Raw genomic sequence first — 21558 nt, 5'->3', positions numbered from 1 at the left:
AGGGGTTACTCGCGATGATAAGGATGGTTGTTATTTAAGCTCCAGCCTCGGTAAAGGCTCTCTGCAACAATTATACGCACCAAAGGGTGCGGCAATGTTAAATTAGATAACGACCATTTTTGCTCAGACGCTGCAATACAATCTGGAGCAAGTCCTTCAGGTCCGCCAATAAGTAAACTTACATCGCGGCCATCGAGTTGCCATTTTTCCATATTTTTAGCAAGTTGGTGAGTATCCAGTGCTTTCCCTGTTACCTCTAACGTTACAATACGATTGCCTTTTGGAATAGCCGCTAATGTTTTTTCACCTTCAATGTGTAAAATACGCTTTATATCTGCATTTTTACCACGTTTACCGGCTGGAATTTCGATTAACTCTAGCGCCATATCTTTAGGGAAACGGCGCTGATATTCTGCAAATCCCGTTTCTACCCATGCTGGCATTTTAGTACCAACAGCAATCATTTGTATTTTCACGTATTACTTCCAAGCATTGTCTAAAATGAGTGAGCGTTTAGCCCCACAGTTTTTCTAGATCGTAATAGCTACGTGCTTCGTTTTGCATCACGTGTACAACCACATCACCTAAATCAACCAGTGCCCATTCGCCGTCGCCTTCACCTTCATAACCTAGTGGCTCTGAATCTGCATGACGCGCTTCTTTTGCTAAGTGATCGGCAATTGACTGTACGTGGCGTTTAGAAGTACCAGAACAAATTACCATGTAATCTGTAATATCTGATGTTTCAGTTACGTCAATATGAACGATGTCACGCGCTTTCATATCGTCAATTTTATCCATTGCAAAGGCGAGTAGTTGTTTTGAATCCAAGGTTTTGTCTCAATTTAAAAATTTAATGGCGCGCATTTTAACACGCTAGGAGTTTTTAAGCATCAATTTGATAGAGCTGATGCACTTCTATGTAATGACTCACTGCATCGGGCAATAGTTCATTCTTTTTATTACTTTTTTTTAGCTGCTTGCGAATAGTGCTTGAGGCCGCATCGAGCATTTCACCAGGTAAAAAATAAAGTTTACCTGCAAGTGAGTGTTTAAGTGCCGCTACTTCGCCAGCGTTTGCGTGTTGCATATAGCTTTTGAGTTCACCTTTTACAGTGCAATGTTGAGCAGGGCGCTGGTACACCACAATATGGCAAAGCTGTGTTATTGCCTTCCACTCAAACCACTTATCTAGGTTGTTAAATGAGTCCATTCCAATTAAAAATAAAATAGGCGTAGTGGGGTGCTCTTTACGAAGTTCTTGCAAACTAAGTAGCGAATACGATGGACCAGCTCGGTTAAGTTCTCTTAAATCGAGTTCAAAATGAGAATAAGGTGCAATAGCTGCGTTGAGCATATTAATTCGGTGCTGCGTACTAATACCCGGAGCTGCTTTGTGTGCAGGTAATGCACAGGGCATAAAATAAAGCGTATCCAAATTAAACGCATTAACGCATTGCTGCGCCATATTTAGATGGCCTAAATGGACGGGGTCGAAAGTGCCACCAAAAATTGCGATCATTTAACACCCATTAGTTATTTATTAATTAACCGCGTGGCACGGCATAGGAATGTTGAGCGGCTGGCAAAATTTAATGCAAATATGAGCAAGCGCTTGGTAAGGTGCAATTAAATTACCTTGCTTGTAACTGGCATCAAACAACGCAACATCACTGTTTATTTGTTCTAGTGTGTGCATATTTAAACGGTTAATTGCGTTTTGAACTGGACCTTGTTGGTTTTTCCAAATTGCTTTTTGTTTAAATAAATTTGCTATAGGTTCGCCATTTAATAAACCAAGTTGCACACTTATAAGTGTATTAAGCTCTTTGGTTATAGCCCACAAAATACTCACCACTTCGGTGTTATCGCTGGCAAGTTTGTTTAGTACTTTTATAGCTTGTTTAGCGTGGCCATTTAATAGTGCATCGCTTAAATCAAAAATATCAAACTTGGCTTGATTTAACAGCCCTTGCATAACTAGTTGCTGAGTAATTAATGCATTGCCGTGCAGTAGCGAGAGCTTTTCAAGCTCCTGAAAACAGGCTAATAAGTTGCCTTCGGTGGCATTTATTAAGCTTACTTTGGCGTCGCTTTGCATATTAAGTGATAAACGTTGGCATTGCTCATCAAGCCATCGTTTTACATGAGAGCCCGTAAGTGGGTAGCAAGGTACGAACACGCCTAGTTTATCAAGGGCTTTAAACCACGCACCACGTTGTACTTCTTGACTGGCTTTAGCGCCTTTAACAATTAAAATAGTATCGGGATTAACCAGTTCAACTACTTTTTTAAAGGTATTGCTGCCAATAACGCCTGGCTTTTGTTGGTTTAAATCAAGCTCAATAATAGTGCGGGCGCTAAACAGCGACATGCTCTGATACTGGGCTATGATTTCTTGCCAATCGAATCCTTGCATTAAAGTAAATTTAATTACTTCATCAAAACCTTGTTGCTTAGCACAGTCGCGAATTTGTTGTACGCATTGCGCTTCTTGAAAAGGCTCTTCACCAAATACTAAATAAAAGGGCTTTAGCCCTTTATTTAATTCATTCGGTAGTTGATTAGCGTAGCAGCGCATTATAGTTGCGACAGCTCTCTAACAATACGACGACTGGCTTGCTCACGAATCTCGCTAATGAGTAGCTCAAGCTCTTTTGCTTTTGCTAATGCATGATCCGGATCGTCTTGGTAATTACGATAAAGCTCAAAACGTTTTTCTATCGCTTTTTCGCCTGGGAGTTTAACTACATACGACACGCCATATGCAAGTTCGTATTCAGCAACCTGACCATTTTGAAACAGCGAAAGTGTTTGGCGTTCAATACTTTCTTTGCGTAAATACAATTGGGCTTTATCTTTAGCTGACGATACAAGCTCTACGTTACTCGCTTTAAGCTCTTTTTTAAGCTCAGTAAATAAAGTCGATTTTTCATCATCGCCTACAAGTGTTAGCTGTTTTAAGTTATCAGGCAAGCTAGAGGCTTTTTTTAAATGAAAGCCACAGCTTGATAACAAAAAACAGACTAGCACTAAGGCTAGTCCATTTTTAATGGCGTTAAATGCAGCCATATTAGTTAGCTACCACGTTAAGTAGTTTACCTGGTACGTAAATGATTTTACGAATAGTTGCGCCATCCGTAAATTTAGTTACGTTAGATTCTGCAAACGCAAGGGCTTCTACTTGCTCTTGAGTGGCATCAGCTGCCACTGTTAACTTAGCGCGAAGCTTGCCGTTTACTTGTACGATGATTAGTTTTTCGTCTTCAACAAGTGCCGACTCATCAACTTTTGGCCATGCTGCATCTAAAATCTCGCCTTCTTTACCAAGCTCTTTCCAAAGCTCATGTGATAAATGCGGAGTAATAGGTGCAAGCATAATAACTAATGCTTCAAGTGCTTCGTTAGCAATCGCTACATCTTGTTTGTCGCTCAGTGGTGCTTTTAATAACTTATTAGAAAGCTCCATAATGGCTGCAATAGCGGTGTTAAAGGTTTGACGACGTTCAACATCATCAGTCACTTTAGCAATTGCTTTGTGTAAGTCGCGACGTAGTACTTTTTGCGGGTTAGTGAGCGCTGATTTATCAAGTGCTTGGTAACCTACTGTTTTAACATCTACTGCGTATTTCCATACACGTTTTAGGAAGCGATGTGCGCCTTCAACACCTGAGTCTGACCATTCAAGCGTTTGCTCTGGTGGTGCTGTAAACATCATAAATAAACGCACTGTATCTGCACCGTATTGGGCAATTACTTGTTGTGGGTCTATACCGTTGTTTTTAGACTTAGACATTTTACTCATGCCTGATGAGAATACCGGCTCACCGTCTTCTTTATGCCATGCTTTAGTTACGCGGCCTTTGTCGTCGGTTTCGGTATTTACATCGCTTGGCGAAATCCATACATCGCCGCCTTTTTCATCTTTACGATAAAATGTTTCAGCAAGTACCATACCTTGACAAAGTAAGCGGTCGAACGGCTCGTCTGAATTTACTAAACCAAAGTCACGTAATAATTTATGGAAAAATCGCGAGTACAATAAGTGTAAAATAGCGTGCTCAATACCACCAATGTATTGGTTTACTGGTAACCAATAGTTAGCAGCCGCTGGATCTAGCATGCCTTCGTCGTAGCGTGGGCTACAGTAGCGTGCGTAGTACCAAGATGATTCCATAAAGGTGTCAAACGTGTCAGTTTCGTGAAACGCAGGTGCGCCATTTACTGTTGTTTTAGCCCATTCAGGGTCTGCTTTAAGAGGTGACGTTACACCATTCATTACCACATCTTCTGGTAAGCGAACTGGTAGCATATCTTCTGTTGCTGCAAGTTCTTTGCCTTCTTCGTCGCTAAGCATTGGGATTGGAGAGCCCCAATAACGCTGACGGCTCACACCCCAGTCACGTAGACGGAAGTTTACTTTACGCTCCCCAACACCGAGTGCTTCAAGCTTGTCGGCAATGGCTTTAAACGCGGCGTCAAAATCAAGACCATCAAATTCACCTGAATTTACAAGTACGCCTTTATCGGTAAATGCTTCTTGCTCAAGGTTTACTTCAAGATCTGAGCCTTCAACCGGTGCAATTACTTGTTTAATATCTAGGCCGTAAGCCGTTGCAAATTCAAAATCGCGTTGGTCGTGTGCAGGTACCGCCATAACAGCGCCTGAGCCGTAATGCATTAATACAAAGTTAGCGACCCAAATTGGTACTTGCTCGCCCGTTAATGGGTGAGTTGCGTAAAAGCCTGTTGCTATGCCTTTTTTCTCCATTGTTGCCATGTCTGCTTCGGCAACTTTGGTGTTTTTGCATTCTTCAACAAACATTGCAACAGCATCGCTATTTTTAGCGGCTTCTTGTGCAATAGGGTGACCACCGGCAACAGCAACATACGTAACACCCATAAAGGTGTCTGGACGAGTTGTATATACGCTAAAAGTTTCGTCGTTATCGGTGCGTTTAAATTCAATATCACACCCTTCAGAGCGGCCAATCCAGTTGCGCTGCATTGTTTTAACTTGCTCTGGCCAGTCTTCTAACTTGTCTAAATCGTCAAGTAGCTCTTGTGCGTAGTCGGTAATTTTAATAAACCACTGTGGAATTTCTTTTTGCTCAACCACTGCACCAGAGCGCCATCCGCGGCCATCTATTACTTGCTCGTTAGCAAGTACAGTTTGATCCACTGGATCCCAGTTAACCGTCGACATTTTTTTATACACTAAGCCTTTTTCGTAAAGCTTAGTGAAAAACCACTGCTCCCACTTGTAGTATTCTGGATGACACGTCGCAATTTCGCGATCCCAGTCATAACCAAAGCCTAATTGCTTAAGTTGGTTACGCATGTAATCAATATTTTCGTATGTCCACTTAGCAGGAGCTGTTTTGTTTTTAATAGCAGCGTTTTCTGCAGGTAAACCAAACGCATCCCAACCCATAGGTTGCATTACGTTTTTGCCTTGCAGACGCTGGAAACGAGAAACAACATCACCAATGGTGTAGTTACGTACATGACCCATATGCAGTCGACCACTCGGATAAGGAAACATAGAAAGGCAATAATACTTTTCTTTGCTCTCATCTTCAGTGACTTTAAATACCTGGTTTTCTTCCCAGTAGCTTTGTACTTTTGACTCTATATCTTGCGGGTTATATTGCTCTTGCATCTATGGTTCCAGACTTCTTGCAAACTAATAAAAAATTGCCATTAGGATACCCCAAATAAAGTGCTATTCACAGCGTCAAAAACGCGGTTTTGATAAATTCTAACCTTCAGTTCAGGTTAACCTATACTTATCTAAGTTATAGGGTGATTTAACAGCAATTTTGAAGGAGTAAAAAATGGCAGATTATAAAGCATGGCTTGGCGATTTAACCAAATGGCTAAAAGATGTAAAAGATCATGAAGTCAAAGACGCAGTTACTCGATTTGTTGAATCTGAGCAGGCACTTAAAGATTTAGGGCAAGAAAGATACGCTTTATATAAAAGTTATTTACAGCGCGATATAGAACATGTCCAAGAAAACGAATCGCACTATAATTCGCTTGCATGGCAAGAGCTTAAAGAATCATTATGGTTTGAGCTTTCGCACATAGAAGATAAAACTCAGCTTGAGTGGCAATCTCTTAGTCAAGATTTTAAGCACAATGGTGTGTATCACGCAGGCGAATGGATAGCCATGGGCACATTAGTATGTAAGAATTGCACTCATAGTTACGATGTTTATCACGCGACACAAATTACACCGTGTATTGAATGTGATGGAATCTATTTTAGTCGTAAGGCGCTGCACCCTTAAATATAAGTATTAAGTGGCTGCGGGCCACTTAATACGCCCAAAGGCCAGCGAATATGTTGGTAAAAAAAGAAGTTAGAATGACGAAAAAATTGCTGCCACTATCTGTTTCAAAGCTCGCACCGAGTATTTCTACTAATCACGTACATACGTGTATGAGCAATCCATACCCCGAGCAACTAACATTTATAGGCCAACAACGCGCCCAAAGTGCCTTAGATTTCTCTTTAGGGATGGAACTGCCGGGTTATAACGTTTATGTAATGGGCGAGGCTGCCCATGGGCGCTTTACGCTTGTTAAAGATAAACTTAAGCAACATGCAAAAGACCGCCCAACCCCAAACGAATGGTTATACGTAAATAATTACGATGACCACAGAGAGCCTATTGCGCTGTTTATGCATGCAGGGCAAAGCAAGCAACTTAGTGACGACATAGATTCATTTTTAGATGAAGTACTCGACACATTTCCTGCTGCATTTGATAACCCAGGATATCAACGCAAAAAAAAATCAATCGACCGTGAATTTAACGATGCCTACGACAGCGCTATTACCGCAGTAGAAATTGCGGCATTTGAGCAAAGTGTTGCATTAGTCGAAGAAAAAAATTCAGTTGGGTTTGCACCGCTTGTAGATGGTAAACAATTAAGCGATAGCGAATTTGGCGAACTTGAAGAAACGTTACGCGAAGAGTTTTTTGAAAAAATTGAAAAGCTAGAAGATGCATTAATAGAAGCGTTAATTGAGCTGCCACGCTGGAAGCGCGAATCAAAAGAAAAACAGCGTAATCTTAAAAAGTCGACTGCAGAGCAGGCCACAAAACCGCTTTTAAAAGACTTAGAACATAAATATGCAACTCATATTGGTGTACTGCGTTATTTAAAAGATATACGCGTTGAAATTATAGACGCGGTACTTGAATGGCTCGATGACGAAGACGAAAGCGAAGAAAGCAAAGAAGACTTTGATCGTAAAGGCATGCTTACCGACTTTTTTGCACCTAATATTTTAGTTGAGTTTAAAGAAGACGATGCAGCACCCGTGGTTTACGAGCCCAATCCAACATTTGGTAATATATTTGGTAAAATTGAGTATTCCACATCGCAAGGGTCTTTAATTACCAGTTATCGTTCTATTCAGCCAGGAGCATTGCACCGTGCTAATGGCGGTTATTTAATTATGGATGCTGAAAAGGTAATGGCTAACCCTCAAGTGTGGGATGGTTTAAAACTTTCGCTTAAAACGCATCAAATTAAAAACGACTTACCGTATCAAGATAGCTCAGTAGGCAGTAGTTTTACACTTCGCCCGCAGCTTATACCGCTTGACGTAAAAATTATTTTATTAGGCTCGCGCGAACTGTATTACACCATAGGTGAATACGATGAAGAGTTTGCAGAGTTATTTAGAGTATTAGCTGACTTTGATTACTACTTACCAAGTAGCGATAAATTACAGTACCAATTTATAACTAAAGTTACCGAGTACTGCGAGCAAACATTAAAGTGCACTACCACGCAAGCTGCTATGGTGCGTTTACTTAAGTTTAGCTACCGCCAAGCAGAGCATCACAATAAGCTTTCTGCGCGTTTTGCTGATGTACTTGAATTAGTTGCAGAGGCAAGTTACTACGCAAAACAAGATAAATTAACTGTTATAGATGCGCATCATATTGATGAAGCCATTGAAGGTAAGCAATACCGTACCGGCCAAATTAGTGAAAACATGTTAAGCGATATAAAAGAAGGTCATACACTTATTGCAACCGACGGCCAAGCCATTGGTAAAGTAAATGGCTTAACCGTATTACACATTGGCGATACCTCTTTTGGTACCCCTGCGCGTATTACGGCAACGGTTTATGCTGGCGCCGATGGCGTAATAGATGTTGAACGTGAAGCCGAGCTTGGTAAAGCAATTCACTCAAAAGGGGTAATGCTACTTACCGGTTATTTAGGTAATAAATACGCACAGCACTTTAGCTTAACGCTTAGCGCTAATATCGCTATTGAGCAAAGCTACGGTTATATAGATGGCGATAGTGCATCTTTGGCAGAGTTGTGTGCGCTTATTTCGTCTATTACAAGCCTACCTATTAGCCAATCAATTGCACTTACAGGCTCTATTAACCAACATGGTGATGTACAGGCTATTGGTGGCGTAAACGAAAAAATAGAAGGCTTTTTCAAACTGTGTAAAATGCGTGGCTTAACAGGTTCGCAAGGCGTTATCATTCCTAAATCAAACCAAGTTAACTTAGTGCTTGATGACGAAATACTTAATGCGGTTGAAGCGGGTAAATTTAATATTTACGCAGTTGAAACCGTAGACCAAGCGCTTAACCTGTTAATGGATATAGAAGCTGGCGATATTATTGATGACCAGTATCCAGAAAACTCAGTAAACGGAATTGCGCTTGCTCGCCTTAAAGAAATTGCCGACATAGTTAATGGCGATAACGATAACGATGACGAAAAAGACGAAGAACTAGATAACGAAAAAGGTTAATAATGATCAATATAATTTTGGCGGTGGTTATCGCCATTTTTTGTTTTTTAATATTTCAAAATAGTAAAAAAGCAAAACAACAAGCAGGCATAAATGCACAAATAGGGGCAGATTACTTAGCCGCTAACGCAAAAGTAGAAGGTGTAGTAGAAACAGCTTCTGGCTTGCAGTACAAAATAGTACACAAAGGTGAGAGTGAAAACACACCAAGCCCAACAAGTATGGTTAACGTGCATTACCACGGCACACTAATCGACGGCACGGTGTTTGACAGCTCAGTAGAGCGTAAAACACCGATTAGCTTTGGTTTGCACCAAGTGATTAAAGGCTGGACTGAGGGCTTACAACTGATGAGCCCAGGCGATAAATACACCTTTTATGTACCGCACCAATTAGCGTACGGCGAAAAACGTGTAGGAAGTATTCCTCCTGCTTCAGTACTTATTTTTGAAGTAGAGCTACTGGCAATTGAGTCTTAGTGATTAAATAACAAGGAAGTAAATTATGAATAAAGACGAATTACTTAAAATAGCCAAAGGTGATATTAACTTTACCTTTCAATCTATTATTTATGCATTAGCGCTATGCTTACTAGTTGCAGCTGTTTTTTTACTAGAGATGAGCGTTAACCTACAAATGGGTTTAATAGTTTGTATTATTGGTGTGTTTGGAATGACTATTTATAATAATTTAAATACTCGCCTAAATGCGGCGCTTGCACTTATTGCGCTCTCACAAGATAACCAAAACACTAAGTAAGCAACGAGTTAGTTTAATAAATTGGTATAAGCCCTGCTTTAATAAAGTGGGGCTTTTTGCTTTTAGCTAACATTAAAATTTACTCAAGAATTTTAATGCGAGGTCGATACCTATAATAGTTACAAAGCTATTTTAGGGATAAAATAATGAAGATTTTAGCGGCTCCCATTGCATACCAAGTACACAGCTCAAATACTCAACCTTTAGCGCAATCAGATAAACTACCGGTTGAAAAAGCGAGTGAAGAAAAGAGCGAGGAAGAAAATGAGGAAGAGCCAAAATATGTGTTATCAAAATTTCTAGATACCAAAGCACAAGAATACAGTGAAGATCACGCAACGTTTAGCAATCAGTATAAAAACCTAGAAAAAGTATACAAGCACTTCACTGGGCGAGTTATTGCGCTGCAAGAACAAATTAACAAACTTAAACAAAGCCCTGTACAACGTAGTTTAACTATAAATACTTCTGCAAGTGAGCTAAATAAAAGTGATGCGAGTTTAACTCTAGATGCAGAGCACTTAGGCTCTAAAAAATATAAAAATACGCAACAGCAAGAACAAATAGATTTGTTAGAGCTGCAATTAGGGGAGTTAAAGTCAGAGCAAGCAGCAATAAAACAACAAATGGTTGAGCTGGTTATTAGTGAAATGAAGAGGCGGGGCGACGACTATACTATTTAGCGCCACCAACATGCTGGTGGGCTAGCTTTTAAACTCAATTTTACCCACTTCAAGTTTAAATTTACCTTCTTGCTTACCTGCAATCATAAAGCCTAGCTGTTTTATATCATCAAAATCAATAATCGGTTGTTGCTCAAGCACGCGACCGCGATACGTTAAAGTAAAATCACTCGGAGCAAAGTTTATATCTACCCATTCATTTTTTACAGTTTTAAATGAGTGAGTGTACGCTGCGCCATCAAGGTAATTAGTTGTTCTGAGCCTGAGCTGATAGGTTTGTCCATCGCCTTTAACACGCAAAACTATAGCTTTAGTATTTTGGCTTTGTGTATTTAGCTCTGTACGTATTGATGCAAAACCGCCGTTATTATCAAGCGAAACATTGCCTGTAAAAAGCAAACTTTCTTGAGTTTGTGTTACTTGGCTATTAGATACACCGCCCATTACTGAGTCGTTAATAACGTACCAGCGCTGGTTTGCATTAGCTTGTGCACTTACAACTAATAAATTAAATACAAAAAGTGAGGATAGTTGTTTGGTGGTCATGGCTTACTCCTAATTACTTTAAGCTTGTCAATACGGATAAACATATTATTTGTTCACTTATTTAAAGCTAATTATTTTTACGGCTCCATTTTTTCATGATTTTTTCAAACATAATTTCTTTATCAGTTTTATCCTCAGGACAGGGTTTACCGCTACCTTGTGGCATGCCATTACTACCAAATACGGTTGAAGTATCAATTAAATAGCATTTACCATTAAATTTTTCTAATCGTCGTGTGCCAGTTGTATTTTGGCTAATAACTTCTGAATTATCAGATTTTACTGGCGTTTTAATAGTGGGCTTATTGTTTATCTCATCATTTTCAGAGCTTTTATCTTCACCAAAGGAGACTATTTTTTTATGAGTCATATTATTTACAGGAGAGCCAAATAGCGGCGCGTATGGATTTAGCTTTTTAAATGTTTGAGAGGCTTTTGTTGTAGGCTTTGAAGGCTCAGCTAACAGGGGTTCAACAGGTTTTACAGGGTCTTTTTTAAGGTCTGTTTGTGCCTTTGGTAACGTGATGGTTTTGGCTTGCGATTTTTTAGTCACCCTTACTTTGGCTTTTGTAGAATCTTTTTTTATAGGTGTAGTGTTAGAGGTCACTGAATTTGGTGCATCAGTTTTAGTGTTTACAGGTTTTATATCTGGCGCATTAGCTGTTGTAACAACTGAGCTTAGCTTAGGTAGGCTTGCTAAATTAACCGTAACATAGGCCTGTATTATTGCGTTTTTTCCCTGCTTTGGCGCCGCAACTTTAATAGATTGCGAAAACAAAAAGTACAACACAATAGCGTGTATACACAACGAGATAACCCACGGCCATGCATTCCCTTTATTCACATCAAACCCTCAACTTAATAGTGCTGTTAAGAGTCAATTAAATACATTTAGTTCACCTAAAGTTAATGTGTTTTACTTTGTGGCTTTATTGCAGATACAACAAAACTATTTTGCAGTTTTTGTTGTTTTTGCATGTGCTTGGTTACGTTATTATGAGCGCAATCAAACTTAGGAGGCATTATGACATTACTTTTTGAACCAATAGAACTTGCAGGTAAAACATTAAAAAACCGTATTGTTATGCCCCCAATGACTCGCTCGCGTTCAACGCAGCCTGGCGATATAGCCAACGACTTAATGGCAACATATTACGCACAGCGCGCAAGTGCCGGACTAATTGTAAGCGAAGGAACACAAATTAGTGAGCTTGGTAAAGGTTACGCTTGGACTCCGGGTATTTATTCAAATGAGCAAGTTGCAGGCTGGAGTAAAGTAACAAGCGCAGTACATAGCGCTGGTGGAGTGATGTTTGCTCAGCTTTGGCATGTTGGCCGTGTTACCCACAGTGACAACACCGGTGGCGTGCAGCCTATTTCAGCCTCGGGCATTGCCGCAAAAGACGTAAAAGTATTTGTAGATACAAACGGCTCACCGGGGTTTGTAGACACCCAACTCCCACGCGAAATGAGCAAACAAGATATTACGCATGTCATAGGCGAATTTCGCCAAGCAGCTAAAAATGCAGTTAATGCAGGGTTTGATGGCATAGAGCTTCATGCTGCAAATGGTTACCTTATTAATCAATTTTTAGACTCAGAGTCAAATGCTCGCACCGATGAATATGGTGGCAGTGTGCAAAACCGAATACGCTTTTTAATTGAAGTGGTACATGCTGTTAGCGACGAAATTGGTAGCAGCAAAGTAGGCGTAAGACTTGCCCCGTTAACAACTCTTAATGGCACAGTAGACGAAAACCCTGAAGAAACTTACTTAGCGGTTTCTGAGGCACTAAATAAAGCCGGTGTAGGTTACATGCATATAGCCGAAGCCGATTGGGATGACGCACCTTTAATGAGTGTTGAGTTTAAAAAATCGATTCGCAAAGCCTTCAGTGGTGTATTAATTTACGCAGGCAAGTACACCAAAGAGCGCGCAGACAACGCACTTAGCGAAGGCTGGGCCGACATGATTGGCTTTGGTCGCCCGTTTGTATCAAACCCAGACTTACCAGCACGCTTAAAGCAAGGCAAGCCTCTTAACAGCCACAACCCCGACACCTTATTTGGTGGCGAAGAACAAGGCTATACCGATTATCCAACGGTATAATTGCTAGTAAGTAATTAACATTGAGTAAAAACATGAAGGGCTGCATTTTATGCAGCCCTTTTTTGTGCATTGATTCTAATAGCTTTACCTTGAGCAAAAAATAAAAAACGCGTAAGTTAACCGGGTTACCTATTTTAATAACAAGAAAATAAATGAAAGCCAAAGAAATAGAACAATTAGAATTATCAAATTCTGAAACCCGAGAAGTTATTACACCCTACGCTTTTAAAATTGACAGCGCTTTACTGGGCTTGCCTTTAGCTACACCTATTCAGCGTGCACTAGCGATTATTATTGATGTTGCACTGATATTTTTAGCGGCCAAGCTTAGCGCTGCTCTAATAGCATTTGTCGCGGCTATGGCTTTTTATAAAGGTACGGCACAGCAATACCTTCCAAAAATGTCGAATGTGTGGCGAAGAATATTAAAAATAACGGCAGCAAGTATTTTGTTTGTAAGCGCACTTACTGTGCTTTCAATTGGCATTGATTACCTAGAAGACGATAACGCTGATCAAGGTTTAGCTGTTCAGGGCGTAAAAATACAAGATGAAATTCAGCTTACCGCCACAGAAAAACAACAGGTAAATACTTATTTAGCGCAAACAGCCGATGACAGCTGTGAGCAATCTTGCCAACAAAACGCGCTTGATAATTTAATTGGGCAAGTACCTAAATTAGCAGAAATGGACGACCTACAAAACCCACAACTTGCTACCGTACTTTTACAACTTTTAGTACTCAGTGAAAATAACGAAATAAAGCCTGCGCAGTTAATAGAAGAAAAACCTGCACAAGCAAGCACAAATAGTATTTTGCAGTGGAGTAAAGGCATTATTCAAGACTTGGGCTTAGGTTTTGGCTGGGCTGCTGTTTACTTTACGTTGTTCTCGTTACTTTGGCGCGGCCAAACACCGGGTAAAAAGGTATGTAATATTCGTGTGGTTGCCTTAAGCGGTGAGCCATTAGGTTTATTAGATTGTTTTGGTCGCTACGGCGGCTACGGTGCAGGCTTTGCCACAGGCTTGTTAGGGTTTTTACAGATATATTGGGACCCAAACAGGCAAGCTATTCAAGATAAAATATCAGCCACTGTGGTTATTAAAGGTAACTTGAATCAAGTTGTAAATGTGGAAACGGTAGAAGAGACTGTAAAAAGTTAAGTTTGCTCTTATTAATTACAAGGATGGTTATGAAAGCTTTATTAATGGCGTTTAGTTATCTGTATTTTATTACAGCTTCGTATGCGTCAGAAAATATTGTGTTAGCAAAAAAACATCAGCTTAAGTCTATTATTTTAGGTGAGCAGCGCAGTTATAGTGTTTATTTACCGCCAAGCTACAAGCAAAACCTCGAACGAGTATATCCTGTTATTTACCTGCTTGATGGCGACCCAACCCATTTAAAAGCCTTAGCGGGGCTTGTTGAAGCACTCAGTACTGAGCGGCTAGAAAAACAAATTCAACAAGCAATTATTGTCGCTGTTCCTAATAGTAAAAATGCGATAAGAGAGCGCGACTTTACCCCTACCAATGTCGATTGGACTTTTAACGGCAAGCTACTAGAGAAATTTGAAAAAATTGGCAATGCCGCAAACTACACCGCTTTCTTTGAATAAGAACTTATTCCCTTCATTAATAAAAATTACCGTACATCAAATAAGCGGGTATTAATTGGGGAATCTTTCGGCGGCTTGTTCGCAAGTTATGTTTTACTTACAAATCACTCTTTATTTACTGATTACTTAATTATTGATGCAGCCTACCTTTGGGATAATAATTATCTCAATCGTTATTTTGACGAGCAACAGCTTATAAATAAGCAGCTTAAAGGCAATGTATATTTTACTTTTGCTAATAATGCAGCTTTTGGTGAAATTGGAGAGGCTAATTATAAATGGGGCTTAGAGCTTGCTAAAAACTAAAAGCGCACCCGAGTAACAGTTTATATATAAATCAACGTTACTTTGAAGAAGAAACTCATGGCACGGTGGCAGCGCTTAGTTGGTACTATGGTTTAAAAAGCTTATTACAAAAATAAGTCTTAATTTATATACTAGGTTAGTGAAAGGAGTAATTTTGGGTATATTGTTAACGAAATTTAGTAGTGAAAAATTAAAAGGGAATTAAATGAGTAATAATTTTAATGAGGCTATAAAGGGCTTTTTTTGGGGGATAGGGTTTGTAATAGCAACACTCAGTGGTATCAGTGTGTACGCGCTAACAATAGCCGCAGAAGTTGATAGTGGCTTTAAAGAGCAGGTATCAAATAAAGCATTGGAGGGCACTGACGACTTAAATAGTGATTATAAACTTACCCTTTCTGATATCTTTAAAGAAAATGGGCGAGTAAGAATAACTGCCGAGTTAAAAAATATCACCAATGAAAGCATATATGCAGGTGGTGTTATAGCATCTACATTCGATAAAAACGGAAAGTTTGTTGGTAATTGTTTAGGTAAAAGCGATGATATTTTTATAGAACCAAATAAAAGTAGCTATATTGATATTCATTGTAATCTACTGAGGCCACAGGTGAGTAGAGTGCACTCAGCAAAGCTAAAGTTTAAGTGGCTTGGTTTGTAAGTTATAAAGGATAAGGCAGGCTTTATGAAGCTCATTGAAGTAGGTTCTTTGTGGTATTTATTGAAAAATAATGATGATTATTATATTCAACAACTTAGCGGTTCTATGCATACTGAAACAGCTGCAACTTATAAACTACTAGATGAAGAGGTCAATAATTATCTAAAGCTTGGTAATGAAGCGCTATCTAAAACGATAATTCACTTTAATAATATCGGTAATTACAGTTGTTTATCAGCAGAGCGTCGAGCGAGTTTAGAAACAATTAGTAAGATACAAACAATTATTAAAATGTTCCTTGATAAATAGGTGCTCGGTGAATAGTGATAATAAAGAAATTTTAAAATGTGTAAAAGTAACATCGAATCCCTTTTCATCAAATAGGGACTCATCTTTGAATTTAACTATAAGTGCAATTGATATGGCTCTTCAAAAGTATTCAAATGACCAGATTACACAAGTTTTAAATAAACACCTTTTTTAAATAGCTGTCCACCGACAGCTATTAATTTTAATTCACTTTCTCAACCTAACCCCAAACCCAACAACTCCCATCAACAACACAAATCCCCACACAAACACATTGCCGTATTGGCTGTACACGCTGTCGCCTTTTATGAGCTTAATGTTGGCTTTCAATGTTGTAGCTTCAAACTGAGGCATGGTTTGTTGAGTGTGGCTTATAGGGTCGTATACGGCGCTTACACCATTGTTAGTAACACGCACTAGAGGGCGCTGTAGTTCGAGCGCGCGCATACGGGCTATTTGCATGTGTTGCAAAGGTCCAATAGAGTCGCCAAACCAGGCATCGTTACTTACCGTAAAGAGTAGGTCGGAGTCGCTTTTGTAATTACCGCGCACTAAGTCGGCAAAAACAATTTCGTAGCAAATAGCAGGGAGTAAGTTATAGCCATTGGCGCGTAAGTTGTTTTGTACTTTGTCGCCACGGGTAAACGATGACATAGGCAAATCGAATAATGGGGCGATAGGGCGCAAAAAGTCTTGAAACGGCACAAATTCGCCAATGGGTAATAGCTGGTGTTTTTGATAGCGGTTTTTATCAAGGTAATGGTAATGCCCATGCTCGTCGCCGCGCTCTTTATTACCGACAACAATTAAGGTGTTAAATATATTTTTGGTGTCTCGCTGGTAATCAACAATACCGGTTACAAGGGCAGTGTTATTAAACGAAGCTGCACTGTCTAAATTGGCTAGGTAGGAATCAGCAAGCATTTCTATTTCAGGCACTGCGGCTTCTGGCCATACTATTAAGTCGGCATCCCAATGTGGGCGTGTCATGTCTTGGTATTTGCTCATTGTGGTCCAAAACTCACTTGGCTCAAAGCGCAGGTGTTGCTGTATGTTGCCTTGTACGAGCAATACTGACATGTTTTTATCTGTGTAATGAATACTGCCTGTGGTACTTGCGCCTGTAAAAATAAGTGCAACAGCTGTCGCAGTAACAGCCGGGGTTTTAAAATCTTTTTGGGTTAAGCGATAAAGTGCAAAACCAATTGCGATACACACGAGGGTTAGGCCAAACTCGCCAATATAAGATGCAAGCAGCCTGAGTGGTCCGTCGGTTTGTGTATAGCCAAAACTTAGCCACGGGAAACCGGTAAGTACGGTGCCACGTAAATATTCACTAATTGCAAAGCAGGCAATTAGTAATGCGCCAAAGCTTTTAGGGCCACTGGCAAAGCGTGTAGTTGCCCAAAAGGCAAGGGCGGGGAATAATGCTAAGTATGAGCACAAAAAAGCCATTAACGAGAGCGACGCTATAAGCGGCATACCGCCAAAGGTGGCAATAGAAACATGTACCCAGCTTATGCCCGCACCAAACCAGCCTAGCCCAAATATAAAGCCATATTTAGCGGCGGTTTTTGCGTGTGCTTTACCGGTATTATTAGGATTAACGCAAAAAATTATGGTACCAAGGCTAATAAATACAATGGACCAAATTTCAAAGGGGGCGTAGCCAAAAGTTAAAACAAGGCCCGCAATAAGTGCGAGCCATGCTTTTTTATCTTTTGCTAACAGGGTGAGTTTAGTTAGCTGAGTCTTCACTGTCGTTTTCATCAACCTTAGGTACGGTGACTTGCAGTTGTAAGATACGACGATTGTCAGAGTTGGTTACCTTAAATTGATAACCTTCTATGTCTATTGTTTCACCGCGACTTGGCATATGGCCAAATGCATGTAATACAGTGCCGCCAATGGTGTCGGCTTCGTCGGTGCTGTAACCTGTTTTAAAGTACTCGTTAAAGTCATCTACAGGGGTAAGCGCTTGTACTACGTATACGTGCTTAGCAAGCTGTCGAATATCTTGTTGATCTTCTTCTTCGTCATGCTCATCTTCGATTTCGCCAACGATTATTTCAAGAATGTCTTCGATTGTCACAAGGCCCGATACACCGCCGTATTCGTCAATAACAATAGCCATGTGGTAGCGTTGCTGACGAAATTCGTTTAGTAGGGTATCTACGCGTTTGCTTTCAGGTACTACCATTGCTGGGCGTAAGTAATCGCGTATTGATGGTAAATGCTCGTCTTTATTTAAGATCAGTGGCAGTAAATCTTTTGCGAGTAATATCCCTTCTACATGATCTTTATCTTCAATCACCACAGGAAAGCGTGAGTGAGTTGAGTCAACCATCATTGGAATTAGCTCTTCAAGCGGGCTGTCTATCTCAAGAGTGATCATTTGTGAGCGCGGGACCATTATGTCTCGCACTTTAAGCTCAGACACGCCAAGCACACCTTCTATCATCTCTTTTGTTTCAGGATCGATTACGTCTCGTTCTTGCGCATCGGCAATAACTTCGACCAGCTCTTCTCTATTCTGGGGTTCCCCTTGCAACATTTGGGCTATTCTGCCCAACCACGTTTTGCCAGAAGAACCCTGGCTAGATTGCGAGTTACCGTCGCTCATTGCGTCTAATTGCTCCGTTAATTTAAATATCGTCCCGGTATGGGTCTGCTATGTTTAGCTCTGAAAGTATTTGCTTTTCGATGCTTTCCATCTCAAAAGCGTCTTCACTCTTTATATGGTCAAATCCAAGCAAATGCAAGCATCCGTGAATAACCATGTGGGCAAAGTGGTCATGAAATGACTTCTCTTGCTCAATTGCTTCAGCTAATACAATGGCTGGGCAAATAATTAAATCACCAACCAAGGGAATATCTATGCCTGGTGGTGCTTCAAATTCGAACGACAGTACGTTGGTCGGTTTATTTTTACCGCGATAGTCGTTATTAAGTTGTTGCGATTGCGCTTCGTCGCTAATAACGATACTGAGTTCGGACTCATCACGGTATTGGCTAAGGGCTTTGTCGGCCCATAGTGCAAATTGTTCTTCGCTTGGGAGGTTGTCAAACTCACAGGCTATTTGTAAATCAAGTTCGGTTGTCAAAGTATTACTCTTTAGTAGTAGGCTGTTGAAGAGCAGCGAGTGCGTCTTTTGCATTTTGCTTTTCAATGCGCTTAAGTCGCTCGCTTTCGTCGTTACGCTCGTAGGCTTCAACTATGCGTGCTACAACAGGGTGGCGTACTACGTCGTGGGCTTTGAAGTAGTTAAAGCTAATTTCGTTTACGCCATCAAGTACTTCAATTGCATGGCGAAGGCCTGAGCGTGTACCACGAGGTAAATCGACCTGTGTAATATCGCCTGTAATCACCGCTTTTGAGTTAAACCCTATACGGGTTAAAAACATTTTCATTTGCTCGGCGGTGGTATTTTGGCTTTCATCTAAAATAATAAAGGCATCGTTTAAAGTACGTCCGCGCATGTAAGCAAGCGGTGCGACTTCGATGATATTTTTTTCGATGAGTTTTTCTACTTTTTCAAAACCTAGCATTTCAAAAAGCGCATCGTAAAGAGGGCGCAGGTATGGGTCTATTTTTTGACTTAAATCGCCAGGTAAAAAGCCAAGCTTCTCGCCTGCTTCTACAGCAGGGCGTGTTAGTAATATACGGCGTATTTCTTGGCGCTCAAGAGCGTCGACGGCGGCTGCAACTGCAAGGTAAGTTTTACCAGTACCTGCAGGGCCAATACCAAAGGTAATGTCGTGGTTTAAAATATTAGCCACATAAACACCTTGGTTGTCGTTACGTGGTTTAATAACACCACGGCGGGTTTTAATAACCATTTCTTTGCCATAAGCGCTGCTGGATGCATCTTGCTCTAAGGCTTTTGATTCGGTAATAGCTAAATGAACGGCGTCGGGTTCTATTTCGCCTAAAACACCACGAACTGGCTGAGTATCAACATAAAGGTTTTTTAAGATTTCTACAGCGCCGGCGCAGTTGTGTAGTTTACCGGTTACTTTAAAAAAGTTGTCACGGTGAATTATTTCAACAGCCAGGTGGCGTTCAATTTGTTTGATGTTTTCGTCAAACGGGCCACATAAAGAAGATAGGCGTTTGTTATCGGCAGGTTCTAAATAAATCTCTAATGTTTTTAACTGATTACTCAAAATTGCTTCCTATAGTACTGCGCCAGCGTTAACTGGCGCTAATTGTGTGACTAAGGAACGAAAGTAGCTACGCCAATTTCGTTAACAGTGTCTGGTTTTGGCTCTGCAGCTGCAGCTTTAGTTAAAATAGCTGAAGGAGCGACTTCACGTCGTAAGTTCATCTCTGATTCTGTACGAATTAAGTCACCACGTAAAGAGTTAGGTAGTGCTTCGGTAATACGTACATCAACAAACTGTCCGATCACTGTGTGCGGGCCAATAAAGTTTACTACACGGTTGTTTTCTGTACGGCCACGTAATTCCATAGGGTTCTTCTTAGAAGGACCTTCAACAAGTATACGTTGCTCTGTATCGAACATTTGACGACTAATTTGCTGCGCCATTTGTGTAATACGGTTTTGTAGTAAGTATAAGCGTTCTTTTTTCTCTTGCTCTGTTACGTCATCTGGCAAATCTGCCGCTGGCGTACCTGGGCGTGCGCTGTAAATAAAGCTAAAGCTCATATCAAAACCTATGTCGCTAATAAGCTTCATGGTTGCTTCAAAGTCTTCTTTGCTTTCGCCTGGGAAACCAATAATGAAATCTGACGACATACTTAAGTTAGGACGAATTTTACGTAACTTACGAATTGTCGATTTGTATTCAATTGCCGTATGGCCACGTTTCATTAGGTTTAATATACGGTCTGAACCACTTTGTACTGGTAAATGTAAGTGATCTACAAGCTCTGGTACATCGGCGTAAACGTCGATTATATCTGGGGTAAATTCTACCGGGTGCGATGTGGTGTAACGAATACGGTCAATACCATCAATAGCTGCTATAAGACGAATTAAATCAGAGAAGTAACAAATTTCGCCATCGTGCGTATCGCCGCGGTATGCGTTTACGTTTTGACCTAAAAGATTTACTTCACGTACGCCTTGCTCTGCAAGTTGTGCAACTTCAAGTAGTACGTCATCTACTGGGCGACTAACTTCTTCACCGCGAGTATAAGGTACAACACAAAAAGTACAGTACTTAGAACAGCCTTCCATAATTGATACGAAAGCAGATGGGCCATCTGCTTTTGGCTCTGGCAGGCGGTCAAATTTTTCAATCTCTGGGAATGAAATATCAACAACCGATGAGCCTTTGTCGCCTTGCACTTGTTTAATCATTTCTGGTAAACGGTGTAGCGTTTGCGGACCAAAAATAACATCTACAAATGGTGCACGTTGGCGAATAGAGTCACCTTCTTGTGAGGCAACACAACCACCTACACCAATGATTAAATCTGGCTTGTCGTCTTTTAATAACTTCCAGCGACCTAATTGGTGAAATACTTTTTCTTGTGCTTTTTCACGAATTGAACAGGTGTTAAGTAAGATTACGTCGGCATCTGTTGCATCTTCAGTTAGCTGGTAGCCGTTGGTGGCATCTAAAAGTTCAGCCATTTTCTGAGAGTCGTATTCGTTCATCTGACAACCCCAGGTTTTAATATGCAGCTTTTTGCTCATTGAAATATAGCCTCGTGTTCAATTCGATAGTGGCACAAAAATGTGCTTGAAACAGGATTAAGGAGCAAGCATGCTCACTTAAAGGAGGCGTATTTTA

Annotated in this window: 23 protein-coding genes and 1 pseudogene; 11 read left to right on the top strand and 13 right to left on the bottom strand. The window is 40.5% G+C overall.

Features of this window, described 5'->3' with window-relative positions:
- Positions 1-5: 5 nt before the first annotated feature.
- Genes rlmH through leuS form a run of 6 tightly spaced genes read right to left on the bottom strand, consistent with a single transcriptional unit; the run spans position 6 to position 5662 of the window.
- A complete protein-coding gene (gene rlmH, locus H5120_RS06080) occupies positions 6-476 on the bottom strand; it encodes a 23S rRNA (pseudouridine(1915)-N(3))-methyltransferase RlmH (protein ID WP_182671324.1) in 471 nt (156 codons plus the stop codon).
- A gap of 37 nt (positions 477-513) precedes the next feature.
- Positions 514-831, bottom strand: a complete 318-nt coding sequence (gene rsfS, locus H5120_RS06075; protein WP_002958523.1) for a ribosome silencing factor — start codon at positions 829-831, stop codon at positions 514-516.
- Between the two features lie 55 nt (positions 832-886).
- Positions 887-1522, bottom strand: a complete 636-nt coding sequence (gene nadD, locus H5120_RS06070; protein ID WP_182673876.1) for a nicotinate-nucleotide adenylyltransferase — start codon at positions 1520-1522, stop codon at positions 887-889.
- 21 nt (positions 1523-1543) lie between these two features.
- On the bottom strand, positions 1544-2581 hold the full coding sequence (holA, locus tag H5120_RS06065; RefSeq protein ID WP_138489398.1) for a DNA polymerase III subunit delta: 1038 nt from the start codon (positions 2579-2581) through the stop codon (positions 1544-1546).
- Positions 2581-3072, bottom strand: a complete 492-nt coding sequence (lptE, locus tag H5120_RS06060; RefSeq protein ID WP_024594704.1) for an LPS assembly lipoprotein LptE — start codon at positions 3070-3072, stop codon at positions 2581-2583. Before lptE ends, holA begins: the two co-directional genes overlap by 1 nt.
- Before the next feature lies 1 nt (position 3073).
- Entirely contained in the window at positions 3074-5662 is a 2589-nt protein-coding gene (gene leuS, locus H5120_RS06055) for a leucine--tRNA ligase (RefSeq protein WP_182673875.1), read from the bottom strand.
- 175 nt (positions 5663-5837) lie between these two features.
- On the opposite strand from leuS, the gene H5120_RS06050 reads away from it, so the two are divergent.
- From H5120_RS06050 to H5120_RS06030, 5 genes are all read left to right on the top strand, one after another.
- Complete coding sequence (locus H5120_RS06050) at positions 5838-6296, top strand: zinc ribbon-containing protein (protein ID WP_002958528.1); 459 nt, start codon at positions 5838-5840, stop codon at positions 6294-6296.
- Positions 6297-6373: 77 nt separating this feature from the next.
- Positions 6374-8803, top strand: coding sequence for a Lon protease family protein (locus H5120_RS06045; RefSeq protein WP_234047851.1), 2430 nt, complete (start codon positions 6374-6376; stop codon positions 8801-8803).
- 2 nt (positions 8804-8805) lie between these two features.
- Positions 8806-9282, top strand: coding sequence for an FKBP-type peptidyl-prolyl cis-trans isomerase (locus H5120_RS06040; RefSeq protein ID WP_039489326.1), 477 nt, complete (start codon positions 8806-8808; stop codon positions 9280-9282).
- Between the two features lie 25 nt (positions 9283-9307).
- On the top strand, positions 9308-9562 hold the full coding sequence (locus H5120_RS06035; RefSeq protein WP_169059895.1) for a hypothetical protein: 255 nt from the start codon (positions 9308-9310) through the stop codon (positions 9560-9562).
- 146 nt (positions 9563-9708) lie between these two features.
- Positions 9709-10245, top strand: a complete 537-nt coding sequence (locus tag H5120_RS06030; protein ID WP_182673873.1) for a hypothetical protein — start codon at positions 9709-9711, stop codon at positions 10243-10245.
- Positions 10246-10266: 21 nt separating this feature from the next.
- Here the strand turns inward: H5120_RS06030 and H5120_RS06025 are convergent, their stop codons facing one another.
- Both H5120_RS06025 and H5120_RS06020 read right to left on the bottom strand, forming a co-directional pair.
- On the bottom strand, positions 10267-10791 hold the full coding sequence (locus H5120_RS06025; RefSeq protein ID WP_182673872.1) for a CIA30 family protein: 525 nt from the start codon (positions 10789-10791) through the stop codon (positions 10267-10269).
- 67 nt (positions 10792-10858) lie between these two features.
- The gene (locus H5120_RS06020) at positions 10859-11635 is read right to left on the bottom strand and encodes a hypothetical protein (protein WP_182673871.1); all 777 of its coding nucleotides are present in this window, start codon (positions 11633-11635) and stop codon (positions 10859-10861) included.
- A gap of 180 nt (positions 11636-11815) precedes the next feature.
- Here H5120_RS06020 and H5120_RS06015 point away from each other — a divergent pair, with 180 nt between their 5' ends.
- The 6 genes and pseudogenes from H5120_RS06015 to H5120_RS05995 all read left to right on the top strand — a co-directional run bounded on the left by H5120_RS06015 (position 11816) and on the right by H5120_RS05995 (position 15795).
- Complete coding sequence (locus tag H5120_RS06015) at positions 11816-12901, top strand: alkene reductase (protein ID WP_182673870.1); 1086 nt, start codon at positions 11816-11818, stop codon at positions 12899-12901.
- Between the two features lie 152 nt (positions 12902-13053).
- Complete coding sequence (locus H5120_RS06010) at positions 13054-14064, top strand: RDD family protein (RefSeq protein WP_182673869.1); 1011 nt, start codon at positions 13054-13056, stop codon at positions 14062-14064.
- A gap of 23 nt (positions 14065-14087) precedes the next feature.
- Positions 14088-14594, top strand: a pseudogene (locus tag H5120_RS20195) (alpha/beta hydrolase); the annotation flags it as partial.
- On the top strand, positions 14595-14825 hold the full coding sequence (locus tag H5120_RS20190) for a hypothetical protein (RefSeq protein ID WP_259397828.1): 231 nt from the start codon (positions 14595-14597) through the stop codon (positions 14823-14825). It abuts the pseudogene before it with no gap.
- 205 nt (positions 14826-15030) lie between these two features.
- Positions 15031-15486 (top strand): ATPase, encoded by a 456-nt coding sequence (locus H5120_RS06000; protein ID WP_182673868.1) that lies wholly within the window; start codon positions 15031-15033, stop codon positions 15484-15486.
- 24 nt (positions 15487-15510) lie between these two features.
- A complete protein-coding gene (locus tag H5120_RS05995) occupies positions 15511-15795 on the top strand; it encodes a hypothetical protein (protein ID WP_182673867.1) in 285 nt (94 codons plus the stop codon).
- A gap of 207 nt (positions 15796-16002) precedes the next feature.
- Here H5120_RS05995 and lnt read toward each other — a convergent pair whose 3' ends face one another.
- From lnt to miaB, 5 genes are read right to left on the bottom strand one after another with little or no spacing between them, the layout of a single operon-like run.
- Positions 16003-17553: an apolipoprotein N-acyltransferase gene (gene lnt, locus H5120_RS05990; RefSeq protein WP_182673866.1), complete on the bottom strand. Its 1551-nt coding sequence runs from the start codon at positions 17551-17553 to the stop codon at positions 16003-16005.
- Positions 17534-18418 (bottom strand): CNNM family magnesium/cobalt transport protein CorC, encoded by an 885-nt coding sequence (gene corC / locus H5120_RS05985; RefSeq protein ID WP_182673865.1) that lies wholly within the window; start codon positions 18416-18418, stop codon positions 17534-17536. The genes lnt and corC overlap by 20 nt, the downstream gene beginning before the upstream one ends.
- Positions 18419-18440: 22 nt before the next feature.
- Positions 18441-18899: an rRNA maturation RNase YbeY gene (gene ybeY / locus H5120_RS05980; protein ID WP_182673864.1), complete on the bottom strand. Its 459-nt coding sequence runs from the start codon at positions 18897-18899 to the stop codon at positions 18441-18443.
- A gap of 4 nt (positions 18900-18903) precedes the next feature.
- Positions 18904-19962, bottom strand: coding sequence for a PhoH family protein (locus H5120_RS05975; protein ID WP_002958543.1), 1059 nt, complete (start codon positions 19960-19962; stop codon positions 18904-18906).
- Between the two features lie 50 nt (positions 19963-20012).
- Positions 20013-21461 (bottom strand): tRNA (N6-isopentenyl adenosine(37)-C2)-methylthiotransferase MiaB, encoded by a 1449-nt coding sequence (miaB, locus tag H5120_RS05970; RefSeq protein WP_182673863.1) that lies wholly within the window; start codon positions 21459-21461, stop codon positions 20013-20015.
- Positions 21462-21558 lie beyond the last annotated feature (97 nt).

It is taken from the genome of Pseudoalteromonas sp. SR43-2, assembly GCF_014163885.1.
Lineage (GTDB): Bacteria > Pseudomonadota > Gammaproteobacteria > Enterobacterales > Alteromonadaceae > Pseudoalteromonas > Pseudoalteromonas distincta.
This window is presented reverse-complemented; position numbering and strand designations above follow the sequence as displayed.